Here is a 16,192-nt window from a genome sequence, read left to right as displayed (position 1 = left end):
GCGCTGTGGCACTTTCAGCTAGATTAGCTCTTCAACAACATCAAATGCTTCAAGGTAGTTAACTCCAGGTTGAGCATCAAACTCAAAATTAAGCACCTTTAAACACGTATCAAATGTCTTTTCACCAAACCATGACTTATCAAAAGCATGCAGTGCATTGATGATGCCCTGCTGATCCCCCTCGCCTTGTAAGTTTAGCGGCGTCAATGTCGCAATAAAGCTTGCTACCAATCCGTAAAGATCTTTCTCAGCATCACCTTCTGCGGCCCAAAGGTCTGGATCGGCATAACGACTAGCATAATGACTTGTCGCAATATCGAGCCCAATACCAAAATTCACCAAAATGGCTTTCTCTCGGTTGCAGATGATATTTTTAGGACAAATAGCCCCATGGTGAATGTCCATTTGATGCATAAACTGCAACCCGGACAGTAACTGGGTAAACCACATGATAGGCTGACCAAGCTGAACTTCTGAGACATCATCAAGTGACACGCCGTATTCCCACGCTCTGGCAATAAACAAGGTTTCGCTTTGTGGCAACTGCCCAAAAGCCAACACCTTTTCAACATGGGGATGGTACAACTTCGACAAACTGCGATACAGATTACTCAGTTGCGGCCATTTAGCCTCAACCTTATGATAAATCGATACACCGGTGTTGTATTGACCTTGCAGGTGTTTAGCACGCCAAAACTGACTGCTTTCAGTCGCGGCGATAAACTGGTCAAGTCGGTAGTGATGATCGATTATCGCCCCAGTCGCGATTTCAACCTTTTCAGGTAAAGTGTCACAAACACCGTTATCAATAAGCGCCGAGAGATCGCAGCGTAGCGCATCCAAGTCGATGGTTCCGCCCGCAGCAGCTAATCTAAACCATTGATAAATACGTGGCTGCTTGGTTTGCTCTGCTAAAGTCAAAAAGCCTTTGGCATAGGCTTGAATATCTTGGCTATTGTTCAAATTATCTTTGATATCAATAAACTCAACATCACCAATATCAGAGATGAAAATACAATTGCTAGTCCAGCCACCAACGGTATAACCGCGGCGATGTATTTGTTGCAGGCCAGTCACTGAGCGGCGCAAAATTTCGAGCAATTGATAAGTTGTTAGTGCTTCGTGCTCAAGTACATTGAGCGGTACGCCTCGTGGCATACGAATAGGCAGCACCAACTGTTCGCCATCTTGGATAAGCGGTGCACATTGCGGCACACCACTGCAGCCAGCCAGGCCTTGCATTCGCTTAAATTCATCCCTCAATCTGAGTTCATAACGTGTTGACTCCTCAGCGCTTTCAAATTGCGTTGGCACCAAGATTTTCAACAACCAAGGGGCAGTCCAATCACCTGGATTATACTCAGATTGCCAAACCTCTAACCCGCTTTGAATAAACAAACACTTTAGTTTAATGAAATCTTGAATCTTGTTATTGCGCTGCTCAACTAATGCCACCTGACCGATGGTTTCCAGCACCATCTCTTTTTGCTTGTCGGTGACTTGATGTTTATGCGGAGCGGTTAACCCCCACTCTTTAGTCAACGCCGCTACGATCTGTTTAGGCGTGTAGATACTCAACGAGCCTTGCTGCTTTTCCAGCTCAATCTCTTCGCCCTTACGCCCAGTAACAAACACCATGCCTTGGCACCAAGGTGCATATACACCTACGGGGATTTTATGCTTGACGTTACCCGCTAAAACGCGCGCAACATAGTTGGCTTTCGCTAGGCTATTGTCGACTTGACGGCCGTCAAGTGACCACGCGTGCAGTCCGGCATCAAGTCGACCGATATAGCCTTTTACATCGACGACGTAGACGCCCCACTCACCAATCACAAGTGCATCGACTTCCATCGCTTGACCAGATTTAGTCGGAATTTCCACATTAGTGAGCAAGATGTAGTTTTCTGGCAGTTCATCTGCAAGCAAAGAAAACGCCCAGCGTTCGGCATCATTTACAGGAGTACCAAAACTAATTAACTTTGCCATTCTTATCTCCTTTAGTGGCATTTGACCTGTCGAAGTGTTTGAATGCAGACAGGTGTGTCATTATTTTTTAGGCATAAAAAAGCCACTGCAAGAGTGGCTTAGTAGTAAGGCTAGTGGTTACAGCTGTCTGAGCACTGATGATCGTCATCAGCAAACTCATCATCACCTTCTTGGTGCTGCATTACGCCCCAGCCGTCGGTTGCGCCGCCAAACTCGGCTGCAAACTCATTAAGCGCCACTTCTTGAGCAACAATCGCGTCGTATTCGGGCACCATATTTAAACACACAATCAGCTCCCATTTACCGAGCTCATCATTTAGGTGCAATTCAATTTCACCTTTTAAATCTGATTGACTTAGCTCTTCAACAGCAGATTCTGCGTCACGTTGATCTTCAAATACTAAAAAATAATCAACATCTAGGGCCTGAGTTAAGTCTATGCCCGCTTCTTGCATTGCCGCTAGCATTTTGCCATTGTCGTCATCTGGAAATTGCATTATCTACTCCTGACTGTGTTGCTAGCTTTGTGAAGCAACGATTTGTACTGACTCACCGTTATAAGTAACGACTTCACCGGCCACTACTTTCTTGCGTTTACGCGTTTCAACTTCACCGTTTACTGTGACTTGACCTTCACTGATAACAAACTTTGCTTCGCCGCCACCACTGGTCATCGACTGAACTTTTAAGATTTTGTACAGTTCGATATATTCATCACCCGGCAATAATGCCAATGTTTCTATTTGTGCAGTCACACTTAAACCCTTAATTAATGCTTATCGACGCGATTATATCATTTGCTGGTTATTGTGCACGCTCTGATGCCAACAAACCATAATAGCAATCGTCGACCCAAGCATCATCTAGGCGAATATTGTCTCGAAGTACGCCCTCAAGTTGAAATCCGCACTTCTCCAACACCTTGGATGAGGCAAGGTTATCTTTGGCACAAACGCCAACAAATTTATGCACTGCGAACTGCAAACAAGCCCAATCCACCACAGCTTCTAAACTTTCACTGGCATAGCCTTTACCTTGCATGCGTGGCGAAAGCATATAACCAACTTCGACATGTCCAAGCTCAGGTTTATTGGCATAAAAGCCAGTAAACCCGACAAAATTGCCACTGTGGACCTCTTCAATAACAAGCATTAGCCAGTTACCAGAGTCAAACTCCCATGGGGCAAGACGTTGGCAAAACTTATCTTGCAACTCGGGTAAGCTATCGGGGCGCCTGACAAACTTATTCACCACAGGGTCTTGATGCACAAGCAGGAAATCATCCCAGTCTTGTGCATCAAGCGAGCGAATTTTAAGTCTATCGGTATAGAGCTCAATCATCGATAGGCTCGATTAACCGCGACTGGTTACTTCAAGCAAGTGATAACCAAATTGGGTTTTCACAGGTCCTTGAACTTCATTCAATGGCGCGCTGAATACCACCTCGTCAAACTCACGTACCATCATGCCTGGACCAAACGATCCCAGATCGCCACCTTGAGCACCTGATGGGCAAGATGAATGAGCTTTAGCCAAATCAGCAAACTCAGCACCATCCAAAATTTGTTGCTTTAAGGTTTCACATTGCTCTTCTGAGCTTACTAGTAAGTGACGCGCTGTTGCTTGAACCATGTTATGTCCTCTCTTTGGGTAAAAATAATCCCAGCCAGTATGCCACAACAGCTGGGATTACCTAGTGAATTTTCAAATATTAGCTAGCTTTTACCGTCGCTATCCAGTTGTCGATTTTGCGCTCCATAACAGCCATTGGCAGCGAACCGGTAGTGATGATTTGGTCATGGAAGCCTTTCAAGTCAAACTTATCACCCAGCGCTGTCTCAGCTTTTTCACGTAGTGACAATATTTTCAACTGGCCGACTTTATAAGACAGGGCTTGCCCCGGAATCGCCATGTAGCGCTCCACTTCCGCAACAATATCAGATTCTGCCATTGGCGAATTATCTTTCATATATTGGATTGCCTGCTCACGGCTCCAGCCTTTGGCATGCAAACCGGTATCGACAACCAGACGCATAGCACGCAGCATTTCATCAGACAGCTTACCAAAATACTGATAAGGGTCGCTGAATAAGCCCATTTCAATCCCTAAGTACTCTGCATATAGCGCCCAGCCCTCTTCAAAAGCGGTATAGCCGCCAAAACGCTGGAACTCAGGCACACCGGTTAGCTCTTGCTTGATAGCGATTTGGAAGTGATGACCAGGTGCTGCCTCATGCAGCGATAGGGTTGTCATGCCCCATTTGGGCTGCGCTTTTAAATTGTAGGTATTGATATAGAACACCCCAGGTCGTGAACCATCAACCGCCGGCGACTGATATGACGCTCCGGCGGCAGATTGCTCGCGGAAACTCTCCACCGGTTTCACTACATAGTCAGCTTTAGGCATCACATTGAAGTACTTAGGTAGCTCGGCATTAATACTGTCTTTTAATGCCATGTAGCCATCGACAAGATCTTGTCGTTCGGTAAAGAAATATTGCGGCTCAGATCCCAGTGAATCGAAAAATGCGCTCAAGTCACCTTGGAAACCCACTTTCTCTCTAACACCATCCATCTCAGATAAAATGCGCGCCACTTCAGAGAGCCCAACTTGATGAATCTCGTCAACCGGCATGGTCGTCGTAGTGTGCTGATTAGCAAGATGCTGATACCAAACTTTACCATTAGGCAATCCCCACCACCCATCACTGGCTCGCGCTGCAGGCAGATAGGTGTTAGCAAAATAGTTTTTAAGGCTTTCAAGTGCTGGGATGAGTTTGAGTTCAATCTTTGCTTTATAAGCATTAGTGAGCTCGGTGCGCTCTGCGTCGCTAAAGCCTTCTGGCAGCTTATTAATTGGCGCATAAAACAGGCTGTTTTCAGCACCCTCTACTATTTGAGCTTGCAACTGCGGCACGATGCGTTCAACCAGAACGCGAGGCAATACCACCTTGCTTGCAATCCCTTCATCCATGCGCTGTTGAGCAAGCTTAGTCCAATTGATAAAGCCATCTAAGCGCGATAACCAGTTATGGTAATCTTCTACCGTTTTAAAAGGCTGAGCGCTCTCTGCACTGCCCAGCTGCACCATACTGATAACAGTGCTATAAAACTGGTTCATCGGAATAAAATGCTCAGGAAAGGTTTCTGAGGCTAGCGCCACATTACGATCATAGTTAAACATGTCGTAACTTAGCTGCAAGTTTGCTGGCAGGCTGTTTCTGTCAATCGCTTTGACTTGCTTAAGATATCGAGTATTAAGCTCATGACGGGCCTTCAGATACCCTTCAGTCAATGAATCACCAAACTGGTCGTTATAATCATTAACTCCTACATACGTGGCATAAATAGGGTTAAGTTGCAGCACATCTTTAAAATATTGATCTACCAGCGCCAGGTACGCTTGCTCTGCTGACTGCTTAGCTGCAGTTTCAGTAGTTTGTTTTACATCTGAATTAGCGGTTACTTGGGAGTTTTTCTCTTGCGAACAGGCTGATAGTGTCAGCGCTGATGCGATAGCAAGCGTCAGTATACCTTTCTTCATTGTTATTTTATCCCTCTTATTCTGTGCGATCGCGTTTAATTTTCTATACTTAACATCAGGACCAATAAAGGAGCTAGTCAATGATCTACTCATTTCGTAACTCAGGTTTTCGAGATCCAGAAACTGGCGTCTACAACCAAACCTACTTTATGGAAGTGTTTAACCGTGAGTGGCACCGTCATATACGGGAGCATCAAAGTTTGGCTCTATTGTATCTGTGCCCACACATTCATGAAACAGTAAAGCAACCTCATTTACTAGAATTTTTCATGAAACAAGTTCAGGAAGCGATTCTACGTAATACTGATTTGGTTGCCCGACTCAATCACAATAACTTTGCTTTAGGGCTTTTCAATATTGATCAACCAGGTACAGAAGTCGTGATATCTAGAATTGAGGAAAAAATAGCAGAATTTAATCAGGAATATCGACGTAAACACACAAGCCATGTCGACTATGAACTGGCAGCTTATGTGTGTCAGCCAGAACAAAACATCCGCATTGAATCACTATTTAAGGATGTTGAAGCACTGACCCACGAACTAGAGTTAGAGAAAGATCAGCATATGGCACTGAGAAAGTTAAATTAATTAGACCCAAAAAAAAGCCCCTTTAAAGGGGCTTTTATTACTCATATCAATTATAGGGCAACGTTATAAATACGCGCTTTTTCTTCGATATAAGCCAGGTAGCTTTTTGCTGTTCTAGCGGTTTTCTTATCTTTAGCAGCCAACTTACAACGCTGATAAGCAGCCTTGTATTGTTTAGTGCCTAAATAAGCTAACGCAAGTTCAAATTGAACCTCGCCATCACTCACACCACCCGCAGCAAGCGCTTTCTTCAAGACAGGAATAGCTTGTTTATGCTTTTCCTGTAATGTCAGCAAACGCGCCTGACGCAAATAAAGAGTACCACTGTTCTCTAGCTCTGCTGCTTTACCATAATACTCGGCACCTTTACTTAGCTCTTTAGCATTGTGGAAAAAACCAGCAAGAATAGAAAGTGACTTTTCTTTCTTCTCGATTAATCCAGAGTTTAGGTGTTTTTCATAAACTTTTGCAGCTCGGTATGGTGAACCATTCTGAGCTAACAACTGAGTATAACGAGTAATATTACCTGCAGTTTCTAAAAAGCCATTTCGATACGCTAAGTCATAAGTTGCTAATGAATTAGTGTAATCTTCAGTCATCAGATAAAACTGTGCTAACTGAACCCAAAGACGTTTATCGTCTTGGAACAGTGGCACCATAGTCTCTAATACATTGATAGCATTTTTATAGTCTTTCTGGTTGAAATAAGCGGTTAGCTTCATCTGATATAAGCCTTTATCCGGCTTATCAGTGATAGCTATACCCTTATCCGCGACTTCAAGAACCTTATCCCATTGCTTAAGCTCTGAGTAGGCAATACCAATACGGCGGTAGACTTGTGCATCTTCCTTACAAGTAAATGCCATCCAATCAAAATAAACTGGAATCGACTCTTTAAACTTTTTCTCTTGAATTAAGAGATCAGCATAAAGACGTACAGTAGCGCCGTGGTCTACACCACCCAATATATCTGCATCGACTGCGGTCTTAAGGTACTTGATAGCCGTACTCATTTGGCCTTTTTCAGCGTAGAAATTACCCAACATACGCGCAATATACGCTTTGTCGAAGTCATTCTTAGCATTAGCCTCAAGCAATATCGCTATCGCTTCATCCACATTACCTTCTTGGTATGCTTCAAAAGAGCGTTGTACTTTCTTTGCAGCGCTTTGGCCAACAGCCTTAGACTGACGTTTTTCGATAGGACACTTTTCCGCAGCCATTGCTGTAGGAAGTGTCACTACGCTTCCGCCAACAGAAAGCAATATAGCCGCAGCGATAGTATTAACTTTACGCATTGTTATTTGCCTCCCTTGTCTAAGCTAAAGTCTAGTTGAACTGTCATGCCTGGTTGCTTAATGGCTTTGCCATCTACAATCTTTGGCTTGTATTTCCACTTCTTAAGCGCTCGGCGTGCTTCTTTATTAAACAAACGCTTTGGTTCAGCTTTGATGATTTTCACATCTTCAACACCACCAAGTTCGTTAATAGTAAAGCTTAGCTGTACCCAGCCTTCTTTGCCATCACGTGCGGCGGCAATAGGATACTGTGGTTCAATACGAACGATAGGCGTTGCGTCACCGTCACGCGTCATCATATTGCCAAGCTTGAAGCCTGTGTTAGCTGTACCAGCAGCTACACCACCCATGTTAAATGACATATTAGTATCAATGTCAGATGAACTATCTGGCGGAGGTGTATCCGGCAGAGGTGGTTGCTCAGGTGGAGTTGGTGGCTTAGGTTTTACCCTAGGCTTATCCTGAACTTTCGTATCCTGCTTATCCATACTGATCTCAATAATAGGAGAATCAGTTTTGGTGTCGGCGCGTTTAGCGCCGCCACCGACCAAGAAGGCCATAAAGACAAACAGGGCGAAAGTAACAGCAGCACCAATGATGAGTGATACTATTGCTCTCAGCATATTAGTCTTTCCCCGCAGAGATCGAGATCTTATCGATACCCGCTTTCTTAACGTTGTCCATCACCTTAACAACAAGGCCATGTTCAGCTTCTTGGTCTGCTTCGATTAATACAGCCGCTTCTGGTGCTTCAGCTAGCATACGTTCAACGTTTGCTGTAACACGCTCGATGTCAACCTGACGGTTTTCCATCTTAATTACGCCTGTCTTACTCACACCAATAAAGATGTTAGCAGATTTCTTTTGTGTCGCTGTTGATGCTTCTGGTTTTTTATAATCAAGACCAGAAGGCTTAATGAACGACGTTGTTACGATAAAGAAGATAAGCATGATAAACACGATGTCGAGCATCGGCGTCATATCTACTTGTGCTTCTTCTTCTACACTTGAATGCTTTTTACGTGCCATTTTAAATACTCTCTCTAGTGGTGTGGCAAGCTATCTTTTAGCTTTTCTAAACTGATTTTCATTTTTGCATCTAATCGAGTGCTAAAAAATACGCCCGATAGTGCCGCAACCATTCCTGCCATAGTAGGCATGGTCGCCATTGAAATACCAGCTGCCATCATACGAGCATTACTCGTACCATGAACTGCCATCACATCGAATACCTGTATCATACCGGTTACGGTACCTAGTAGACCAATCATAGGACAGGTAGCTACTAGAGTTTTGATAATCAGCATACGAGCATTCATATCTTGTTTCGCTTGGGATACCCAAGCTTCACGGATACGGTGTGCATACCAAGAGGTTGAATCCTCTCTGTCTTTCCATGCTTTGATAATGTTGTTGTGCTCTTTTGGTGCAATTAGATTTAAGTACCAATAGCGCTCAAGCATTAACACCCACATGATAAATAGCACTGCCGCTACCAACCAGAGGACGTCGCCCCCGGTGGCCATGAAGCCCCTGACGGAATCCCAGATGTCCATCAGGTATAGCATCATTAGGCGTTCCTCTTCTCAGCGTGCGCTGCAACAATACCTGCACTTTGCTCTTCTAGAACTTGTACTACAGACTTGCTACGCGCAATAACAATTGCGTGCATCAACATTAGTGGTAGTGCAGCAACTAGACCCTGTACAGTAGTCATAAGTGCCATAGAAATACCACCAGCCATCAAGCGTGGGTCACCTGTACCGAACAACTGAATCGTTTGGAAGGTTGCAATCATACCCGTTACAGTACCTAGTAGACCCATCATTGGGGCGATAGCTGCAAGTACTTTAATGATAGAGATGCGAGTCTCAAGTGCTGGAGTTTCCTTAAGGATAGCTTCATCAAGCTTAAGCTCAAGCGTTTCAACATCAACGTCTTTGTTTTCTTGGTAAGTCTTAAGGATACGACCAAGTGGGTTATTACCTGGGTTATCGATATTCTTACGTTGCGCATTCACTTTAGCACCAACTAGGTACAGAGTAATTAGACGCTCGATAGAAATCAGCGCACCAAGAATAAGTAGACCGATAATGATGTAACCGATTGGTCCACCCGCTTCGATACGCTCTTCAATGGTAGCTTTTTGTGTGAATACACTTAGCAGTACACCGCGTGCAGGGTCAACGAATAATTTTTCATAACCTGAAGTCGCTTGGTCAAATGACTTTACACTTGCCACTTGCTCGCTACCAGGTTGTTGAGATAGCTGCTGAATAAGACCAAGATCAGCGTTATAAACAACATACTCACCATCAGCAAGTAGGTTATAAGCACCTACACGCGTAACAGTTGTGTTTTTAACACCTCCATCAAGACCAGTTACAGAAGCATCAAAAGATACCACTTTACCTGACTCAGCCATTTCGAAAAGCTGAGCTTCCCAGAACTTTTCTAACTCGTCAATTTTTGGCAGTTCTTTACGTGCGCCAAGCTCAGCGATGAATTGATCACGGCCAGGAAACTGTGCAGTTACGTTTGAGCCAACTAGTTTACCAGCAAAATCACCGGCTTCACCTTTAACAACACCGAACATTTCGCCCAAGTCACCTTGAGCAATCTTACGGTCTTCTTCTAACTGCGCAATTTTACGCTCGTTATCAGTAAATGCCTGAGCAAGATCTTTACCACGCTGTTCTTCAGCAGCTAACGCTGCTTTTTCACGCTTAAGTAATGCGGCTTTATCACCACGTTCAGCGCGGAATTCAGCTTCACGATTTTTGTTAGTTTTAGCAGCGTTTGCACGATCCGTTTGAACTTGCTTTAACAGTTGGTCAATAGTTTTAGGTGCATCAGCAGCGCTAACCATGCCAGATGTTAGAGAAAGTGTGGCAGCAACGATTGCTGTAGAGATAAACTTTTTCATTATTGCGCAGCCTCCGCAGCAGGGATTGGTAGTGCAAACATATCAGGAGCGCCTTGACCCCTTGCTTGTTTGATAGCTTTGTTCAAGTTACGAAGATAAGTGGCTTCTAACTTGTCCCATGCTTTTGTATCTGCGTTGTACATCCAAGCTTGCTTTTGGTCCTGGCTTTGAGCGTAAAGTGCAACACGGCCAAAGTTTAAGAAATCAACTAAGATTTCTTTGCCTTCTAATTGAAGCTGACCAGTTTGTGCATTTAGCTTAGTACCGTATTCACGCTCAATATTGTATGCATCAAGAATTAGACGATACTTTTCTGCGAGCGTTACCTCTGCAGTGTTTAGAATATCGCGAAGACGTTGAACACGTTCTTGACGAACCTCTAGGTTAAACGGCAGATCAAGCGCAATGAATTGCTCTAATGCATCAACCATTTTGAACATTAGCGGCACAACACCCTGACGCAGTTTATCAACACCATCAATGTCGTCTTGGATTAGTTTCATTGTTGCTTCTTGGTCTGCAACTAATCCAGCTACGTAATCGTTATAAGATTTAACTGACTCACGTGTATCCGCTACTTGAGCATACTCAAACGCCATGTCTTGCGCTTGGTCAAAATAATTATCGACTTTCTTTTGAGATGCTGCTGCATCTTGATGAATTTTTGTATCCGCCTTCTGAACATCAGAAAGTGGATCGGCAACCACTAAGTTACTGCCTGCTAAGGCCAGAGCTCCAACGAGCGCTGTAGCGATTTTAGTTCTATTGCTTACCTTGGACATAGTTCCCAACCAATTTGAAGTGAAAATAAAAGGTTTAACTTATAATTAACCAGTGGTTTCTGCTTATTGTTGCAAGAATGCCACGGTCATAAGTGTGTATTTCTCTTGTGATTGTTAATTATTATCTTCCCTTTCCTACACCCTCTAAGATGTAGACCCGCAGGCATCATTTCACAAAATGTTGACCTGTGTCAACATTTGAGAAGCAGTAAAAGTGGCAAAAAACCCCCTTTCATCACTAAAACTAACTAAGAGCTAGTTTTTTCGACAAAATGACAGGTGTATTTAGTTAAAATTTTGATAAGCAAACGCCCAGCACCAACATAATTAGTCATTTAAACAAGCACTTAAGCTTAATAGCAAACCCATGCTATTTAACAAAAAATTAACAACGTCGTTATCGGAAATATATTGTTATCTTATGATTTATTCACGTAGAACTGAATGAGTTATGGCAACCATTACGGACATATGTCATCTCTTTTAGTTATATTGATTATGAAGCTGCTGGTTAATACGCTTCCCCAATAGCGGTATACATCGATTTAAACCTAATAGGGCAAAAAAAAGCCCCGTATAAATACGGGGCTCTATGACTATTTAAGACTAACTTTAGAAGTTCCACTCACCAGCTAATGTGTAAGTACGGCCAATGTGACCAGTACTATACAGTGAATCATAACCGTTAGCGTATTCACCATTAGTATTCAAAACCGGATCTTCATCAGTTAAGTTACGAGCACCTAGAGTATATTTACCCCATGCACCGCCATCAAAAGAATAAGTTAAGTTGTGAATTAAGAAGCTATCATTCTTACCATTCGTTACAAGCGTACCGTTAAGGTTGCCGTTTGCATCAGAAGCTGGAGTTTCATATCCACCTGTCTCAGGTACATAATCCATGTTCCAAGCAATCTGGTGCTGATCGAAAGACCAAGTAGTCGTAAACTGTGTTTTGTACTCAGGTTGAAGTTCGAAACCAGCTTGATCCTGAACTGGGCCACCAACATATGAATCTTGAGCATACTCGAAGAAGTAGTTAGTGCTTGAGTTCAATCGGAAATCACCGATTCCAGTCTCAATTAAGTAAGTGATGTTGAAGTTTGTACCAGTTACTTCTAGACCTGGACCGTTTACAGTTGAAGTCTTGAAGATTGGCTGACTTGGACCATCAGTTACACGGTCAACAGTAATTTTTGATGGATCAGGATTAGCTGAGCCAAGTAACTCCATCATTACGATATCTTGAATAGGTACGAAACGAATTGCATTTTCTATCTGCAGGTTATAGAAATCAGCAGTGATGCTTAGGTTTTCTACACCATTCCAAACTACACCGAAGTTAATAGTTTTAGATGTTTCAGCATCTAGGTTAGGGTTTGCTTGACGTGTAGTATCATATTGCTGCTCAGGGCAGTCTGCATCTGAAGTACCTACTGAACGACAGTAAACGTAATCAGTTGCATAATCTGCTGCAAAGCTATCAGCTTGAGATAAAGTTTCTAATGCTGGAGCACGGAAACCTTCACCATATGAAGCACGTAACATTAGGTCATCCAATGGACGCCATGTTAACGATGCTTTAGGAGATAGTTTGCTACCAAAATCAGAGTAATCATCATAACGCGCAGCAATACCTAGCTCTAGCCCTTCCCAAATTGGGAAAATACCTTCATAGAACACAGCCCAAATATCACGGTCACGTCCTGAACTGTTACCAGCTGAGCCACCAATTAGACCCGCCTCTGATTGGGCATCTACAGTTGATGAATAAGCAATAGCCGAAGTTTCACCACCGATGTAGTGACCGATATCACCACCAGGTAGTTCACCTAAATCAAAACTAACACCAGCAAAAATTTGATCAAGTTTATACTTGTCTTGACGAAGCGTTGTTGACTTCATGTTTTCAATCCCTTGGTCTAACGGGATATCAAAGTATAAGTTAGTATATAGGCCTGCGTAGCTCAAGTAATATTCACCAACGGCTTTATTGTCAGTGTTACTATGGTGATAGTAGGCTTCCCAAGTCACTGACTCACCAATATTACCTTCTAGACCAACCATGTAGTCTTGAGTTAAATCACTTACGTTGCCATCACGGTTACCAATTTGATACCAACGGAAACGCCCATCCGTTGTTTCGTCATATGGGTTGTGATCTGAGTTTGCTGGGATATCATTCCAACCAGCCGCTGGTGGGGCATAACGGCCAAAAGATTCGTTGCTTGTGATCATTGCACGCGCTTTGAATTTCAGATCGTCAGTGATTTCATAGTTACTGTTTACGAATACAGATTGACGGTCAGTCGACGCTTGGTTGGCAGAAACTCCTGCGTATGCAAAACCACAATACTGGTTGCCCGCGCTACCTTCCATAATACCAACAAAACCATCGACTGTACTTGCTAGCTCCTGACACTTAGGAGAAGCTTCCCAAAGACCGGTATTTGGGTTCTTGATACTCGCACCATAAGTACTCACACCAATAGACGAGTTATAGTCTAAAATACCGTTACCATCTTCGTCTGCGATATATGGTGCAGTGTATGGACGGTCACGGTCAAATACAGGCTCTTGGACTTGCTTTTCAAATGAGAAAGTAATGTTACCTTTTTCACTGCTGATACCTGTAGTAACTGAGAAGTCATGACCATCACCGCCTTCATCGTCAGGTCGAGCAACACGACCAGTGACATTTAGTCCTTCGTAGTCTTTCTTAGTAATAATGTTTACAACACCAGCAATAGCATCAGAACCATAAACCGCTGAACCACCATCTTTCAGGATTTCAATACGCTCAACAATTGACATTGGAATTTGGTTAATGTTGATCGCACTACCAGACAGAGTTGGCGATGCAGCTAAGCGCACACCGTCCATCAATACTAGAGTACGAGAAGAACCCACACCAAGAAGGTTAACACTCGCTTAAGACTGAGCGCTACTACCTGAAGAAGGTACTAGAGAACCAAAGCTGTTAAAGGTTGAAGCACGAAGTGCGTCAGCAACACTATAACGATCAAGATCTTTAAAATCTTGAGCACTAATGACTTCTACTGGAGAAGCGCCTTCGATATCTACACGACGGATACGTGAACCAGTTACTTCGATTCGTTCAACGTTTTTCGCGCCATCATTTTCCTCTGCAACAGCTACTGGAGCAGCTAAGCTCGCAGCGGCAGCTACACCGCTAACTAGTGCAAAGCGCACTGAATTAGCCAAAAAACTATTCTTATACATGTTGCTTCTCCCTGGACTCTATTTTTTTTATAGAAATTACATTAAGTGAACACTACAAAATGTCACACCTATGAATTCCGCAAGCAAATAGAACCACAATGGATACAAATTATCAACATTTAAGCCAAAAAATTCACAATGGTTACGATCGTAAGTGCATTTTTTGTACACAAATCGTTTTAACATAAGGGGTTAACATATTGTGGAGGGCTATATAAACGCTCAAAAATTGAGTTGTGTAGGTTAAAAACAAAAAGAAACCCAACCATCTTACGGTATAGGCAAACCTAATTTAACCAATAAAAACAGTGATTAATGGTTAGCCAACAGGCGTGGCGACAAGATTTATTCGTCTAAATTGGAAAGAAGTCAGAGAGAGTTGATATCCCGATACAGTACAAAGCTTATGCGAAGGTAACAAATTCGTTAAGTGCAACAAAAGTGTAAACTAATATCTACAGATTTGGTTCACTTATGGGGGAATGGAAAAATGAACAAAAACATTATCGATAATAAAAAGCCCTCAGTACTAGGTACTGAGGGCAAAGTAGTTTAGTAACTAATTTACATGTAGTAACGGATACCGATTGCTACACCGTCATCTTCGGTAATAGACATAGCCGCTTCTTCTGAGCCGCTAAAGTCACTGAAGTCTTTACGGCCTTCAAGATAAAGTACAGTGTTGTTGTCCCAGTTGAAGTGCAAACCCGCTACAACAAACTGACGCTTGAACACATCACCGCCGTACTGTGCTTGGTACTCATCACCGGCTTCTAGCATGTTATAAGAAACAAATGGCTTAAGGCCGTTTTCAAACTTATAAGAAGCGATGGTTTCGATACCGATTGACTCAGGGATCATGCGACCTAAGTTATCTGTGTCGTGGAATTCGTTTTTGTTCACGTTAGCTGCGGCGTATAGACCTTCACCATCCCAAGTACCCCAAGTGATACCGGCACCATAGATATAATCGGTTTCTGTGAAACGCTCACCTTTAGAAGTCACAGCGTCAAACTCACCGAAGTTAAAACCAGCAGTAAGTGTAAGCTTGTCAGTCACAACATAAGTTGCAGAACCACCGTAAGTGTAGTTGTACTCAACTTCTGTAACAGCTTCACCAGTTGTTGATGCAGCTAGTGCGTTAGTAACATTGTAATCTTTTTGCGGGAATGGATTTTGGCCATTTGCGTCATCTTCGATGATAGTAAAAGCATTTTGCTTTAGCTGCGCTTGCAGAGCAAAACTGAAGTCACCGAACGCATTACGGTATTGTACAGTTTTGTCACCACGGCCTGTACCGTTGATAGCACCATCTGCTTTGTTATAAGTGTAAGTACCAGATGCATTACCATCCCATACATAACCCATGTTGGTGTTATAAACGACATCGTACCAAGCACCCCATTGCTTACCAATGGTTAAGCTACCGTATACGTCGTGTGAAAGACCAACACAACCTAAACGATTGTTCAAGAAATCGCTGCTTTGAGATTCAAAGTTACTCTCACTGCTATATACGATTTCTGAATTACCAAATGGGTTTACACCCCACTCAAGTTTAGTAAATGCCTTCCAGCCATCACTCATTTCGCGAGTAAAGCCAAAGTTAATTCGAGAAGCACCATTTACTACTTCAGTGTCGCCTTGGGTGTTGATAATACGCGCATCAACAAATCCGCCGATTTCTACAGCATTTTTGTCATCTTTATAGATTTCAATTGCAGAAGCCGTTGGAACAAAAATGACAGCGGAAAGTGCTGTCGCTATTAAACTCTTTTTCATGTGATGCCTAACCTTGTTTGTTTTCAGTTTGCGTAATT

The 16,192-nt window shown here is 43.1% G+C and carries 16 protein-coding genes and 1 pseudogene; 1 reads left to right on the top strand and 16 read right to left on the bottom strand.

The features are described from left to right. Positions 1–18 precede the first annotated feature (18 nt). The 6 genes from L865_RS0112370 to L865_RS0112345 form a co-directional block, all read right to left on the bottom strand. Entirely contained in the window at positions 19–1,989 is a 1,971-nt protein-coding gene (locus tag L865_RS0112370) for an NERD domain-containing protein kinase family protein (protein ID WP_028773532.1), read from the bottom strand. 110 nt (positions 1,990–2,099) lie between these two features. Beyond that, the gene (locus L865_RS0112365) at positions 2,100–2,486 is read right to left on the bottom strand and encodes a ribonuclease E inhibitor RraB (RefSeq protein WP_028773531.1); all 387 of its coding nucleotides are present in this window, start codon (positions 2,484–2,486) and stop codon (positions 2,100–2,102) included. A 21-nt stretch (positions 2,487–2,507) separates the two neighbouring features. Further along, positions 2,508–2,744, bottom strand: coding sequence for an RNA-binding S4 domain-containing protein (locus tag L865_RS0112360; RefSeq protein WP_028773530.1), 237 nt, complete (start codon positions 2,742–2,744; stop codon positions 2,508–2,510). Between the two features lie 49 nt (positions 2,745–2,793). After that, positions 2,794–3,330 (bottom strand): GNAT family N-acetyltransferase, encoded by a 537-nt coding sequence (locus L865_RS0112355; RefSeq protein WP_028773529.1) that lies wholly within the window; start codon positions 3,328–3,330, stop codon positions 2,794–2,796. 12 nt (positions 3,331–3,342) lie between these two features. Continuing rightward, the gene (locus L865_RS0112350) at positions 3,343–3,621 is read right to left on the bottom strand and encodes a peptidylprolyl isomerase (protein ID WP_028773528.1); all 279 of its coding nucleotides are present in this window, start codon (positions 3,619–3,621) and stop codon (positions 3,343–3,345) included. Between the two features lie 79 nt (positions 3,622–3,700). Beyond that, entirely contained in the window at positions 3,701–5,533 is a 1,833-nt protein-coding gene (locus L865_RS0112345) for a DUF885 domain-containing protein (RefSeq protein WP_028773527.1), read from the bottom strand. Between the two features lie 80 nt (positions 5,534–5,613). On the opposite strand from L865_RS0112345, the gene L865_RS0112340 reads away from it, so the two are divergent. After that, positions 5,614–6,123, top strand: coding sequence for a diguanylate cyclase domain-containing protein (locus L865_RS0112340; protein WP_028773526.1), 510 nt, complete (start codon positions 5,614–5,616; stop codon positions 6,121–6,123). Positions 6,124–6,173: 50 nt separating this feature from the next. Here the strand turns inward: L865_RS0112340 and L865_RS0112335 are convergent, their stop codons facing one another. The 10 genes and pseudogenes from L865_RS0112335 to L865_RS0112300 form a co-directional block, all read right to left on the bottom strand. After that, the gene (locus L865_RS0112335; RefSeq protein ID WP_028773525.1) at positions 6,174–7,421 is read right to left on the bottom strand and encodes a tetratricopeptide repeat protein; all 1,248 of its coding nucleotides are present in this window, start codon (positions 7,419–7,421) and stop codon (positions 6,174–6,176) included. 2 nt (positions 7,422–7,423) lie between these two features. Beyond that, complete coding sequence (locus tag L865_RS0112330) at positions 7,424–8,044, bottom strand: energy transducer TonB (protein WP_028773524.1); 621 nt, start codon at positions 8,042–8,044, stop codon at positions 7,424–7,426. A gap of 1 nt (position 8,045) precedes the next feature. Continuing rightward, positions 8,046–8,450, bottom strand: coding sequence for an ExbD/TolR family protein (locus tag L865_RS0112325; protein WP_028773523.1), 405 nt, complete (start codon positions 8,448–8,450; stop codon positions 8,046–8,048). A 14-nt stretch (positions 8,451–8,464) separates the two neighbouring features. After that, positions 8,465–8,992, bottom strand: a complete 528-nt coding sequence (locus L865_RS0112320; protein ID WP_084632530.1) for a MotA/TolQ/ExbB proton channel family protein — start codon at positions 8,990–8,992, stop codon at positions 8,465–8,467. Next, entirely contained in the window at positions 8,992–10,347 is a 1,356-nt protein-coding gene (locus tag L865_RS0112315) for a MotA/TolQ/ExbB proton channel family protein (RefSeq protein WP_028773521.1), read from the bottom strand. The genes L865_RS0112320 and L865_RS0112315 overlap by 1 nt, the downstream gene beginning before the upstream one ends. After that, the gene (locus L865_RS0112310) at positions 10,347–11,129 is read right to left on the bottom strand and encodes a DUF3450 domain-containing protein (RefSeq protein ID WP_028773520.1); all 783 of its coding nucleotides are present in this window, start codon (positions 11,127–11,129) and stop codon (positions 10,347–10,349) included. Before L865_RS0112310 ends, L865_RS0112315 begins: the two co-directional genes overlap by 1 nt. Positions 11,130–11,741: 612 nt before the next feature. After that, positions 11,742–13,367, bottom strand: a complete 1,626-nt coding sequence (locus L865_RS23675) for a TonB-dependent receptor (RefSeq protein WP_281171119.1) — start codon at positions 13,365–13,367, stop codon at positions 11,742–11,744. A gap of 510 nt (positions 13,368–13,877) precedes the next feature. Beyond that, positions 13,878–14,045: pseudogene (locus L865_RS26015) on the bottom strand (TonB-dependent receptor plug domain-containing protein); the annotation flags it as partial. 15 nt (positions 14,046–14,060) lie between these two features. Continuing rightward, positions 14,061–14,372, bottom strand: a complete 312-nt coding sequence (locus tag L865_RS24560) for a hypothetical protein (RefSeq protein WP_051484581.1) — start codon at positions 14,370–14,372, stop codon at positions 14,061–14,063. Between the two features lie 564 nt (positions 14,373–14,936). Beyond that, entirely contained in the window at positions 14,937–16,154 is a 1,218-nt protein-coding gene (locus L865_RS0112300; RefSeq protein WP_028773519.1) for a porin, read from the bottom strand. Positions 16,155–16,192 lie beyond the last annotated feature (38 nt).

It is taken from the genome of Shewanella waksmanii ATCC BAA-643 (assembly GCF_000518805.1).
Taxonomy (GTDB): Bacteria; Pseudomonadota; Gammaproteobacteria; order Enterobacterales; family Shewanellaceae; genus Shewanella; species Shewanella waksmanii.
This window is presented reverse-complemented; position numbering and strand designations above follow the sequence as displayed.

Coding starts and splice junctions, on each gene's coding strand:
- L865_RS0112335 (WP_028773525.1), bottom strand. CDS start 7,421: ATGCGTAAAGTTAATACTATCGCTGCGGCTATATTGCTTTCTGTTGGC.
- L865_RS0112350 (WP_028773528.1), bottom strand. CDS start 3,621: ATGGTTCAAGCAACAGCGCGTCACTTACTAGTAAGCTCAGAAGAGCAA.
- L865_RS0112310 (WP_028773520.1), bottom strand. CDS start 11,129: ATGTCCAAGGTAAGCAATAGAACTAAAATCGCTACAGCGCTCGTTGGA.
- L865_RS0112320 (WP_084632530.1), bottom strand. CDS start 8,992: ATGATGCTATACCTGATGGACATCTGGGATTCCGTCAGGGGCTTCATG.
- L865_RS0112355 (WP_028773529.1), bottom strand. CDS start 3,330: ATGATTGAGCTCTATACCGATAGACTTAAAATTCGCTCGCTTGATGCA.
- L865_RS0112370 (WP_028773532.1), bottom strand. CDS start 1,989: ATGGCAAAGTTAATTAGTTTTGGTACTCCTGTAAATGATGCCGAACGC.
- L865_RS0112345 (WP_028773527.1), bottom strand. CDS start 5,533: ATGAAGAAAGGTATACTGACGCTTGCTATCGCATCAGCGCTGACACTA.
- L865_RS23675 (WP_281171119.1), bottom strand. CDS start 13,367: ATGATCACAAGCAACGAATCTTTTGGCCGTTATGCCCCACCAGCGGCT.
- L865_RS0112330 (WP_028773524.1), bottom strand. CDS start 8,044: ATGCTGAGAGCAATAGTATCACTCATCATTGGTGCTGCTGTTACTTTC.
- L865_RS0112315 (WP_028773521.1), bottom strand. CDS start 10,347: ATGAAAAAGTTTATCTCTACAGCAATCGTTGCTGCCACACTTTCTCTA.
- L865_RS24560 (WP_051484581.1), bottom strand. CDS start 14,372: ATGTATAAGAATAGTTTTTTGGCTAATTCAGTGCGCTTTGCACTAGTT.
- L865_RS0112300 (WP_028773519.1), bottom strand. CDS start 16,154: ATGAAAAAGAGTTTAATAGCGACAGCACTTTCCGCTGTCATTTTTGTT.
- L865_RS0112365 (WP_028773531.1), bottom strand. CDS start 2,486: ATGCAATTTCCAGATGACGACAATGGCAAAATGCTAGCGGCAATGCAA.
- L865_RS0112340 (WP_028773526.1), top strand. CDS start 5,614: ATGATCTACTCATTTCGTAACTCAGGTTTTCGAGATCCAGAAACTGGC.
- L865_RS0112325 (WP_028773523.1), bottom strand. CDS start 8,450: ATGGCACGTAAAAAGCATTCAAGTGTAGAAGAAGAAGCACAAGTAGAT.